Annotated in this window: 1 pseudogene; it reads left to right on the top strand. The window is 73.4% G+C overall.

Annotated features, from left to right (window positions below):
* A pseudogene (locus BN358_RS26035) lies at positions 1-289 on the top strand (succinyl-diaminopimelate desuccinylase); the annotation flags it as partial.

Here is a 289-nt window from a genome sequence, read left to right as displayed (position 1 = left end):
AGGAGGTCGCGGCAGAGGACAACTCCCTCACGCGGGTCGCCCGCGAGCACCCGGAGTGGCTTGCCGGCGACTTCGCGGTGCTGATGGAGCCGACGTCCGCGCAGGTCGAGGGTGGCTGCCAGGGCACGCTGCGGTTCACGCTCTCCACCCAGGGCACGGCCGCGCACTCGGCCCGCGCCTGGCTCGGCCACAACGCCATCCACGATGTCGCGGAGCCGCTCGCCCGGCTGGCGGCCTACCAGCCCCGCCAGGTCGACGTCGACGGCCTGGTCTACCGGGAAGGGCTCAA

Source organism: Sedimentibacter sp. B4, assembly GCF_000309315.1.
Classification (GTDB): domain Bacteria; phylum Bacillota; class Clostridia; order Tissierellales; family Sedimentibacteraceae; genus Sedimentibacter; species Sedimentibacter saalensis.
The sequence above is the reverse complement of the archived record's forward strand: the minus strand, read 5'-3'. Positions and strand labels throughout refer to the sequence as shown.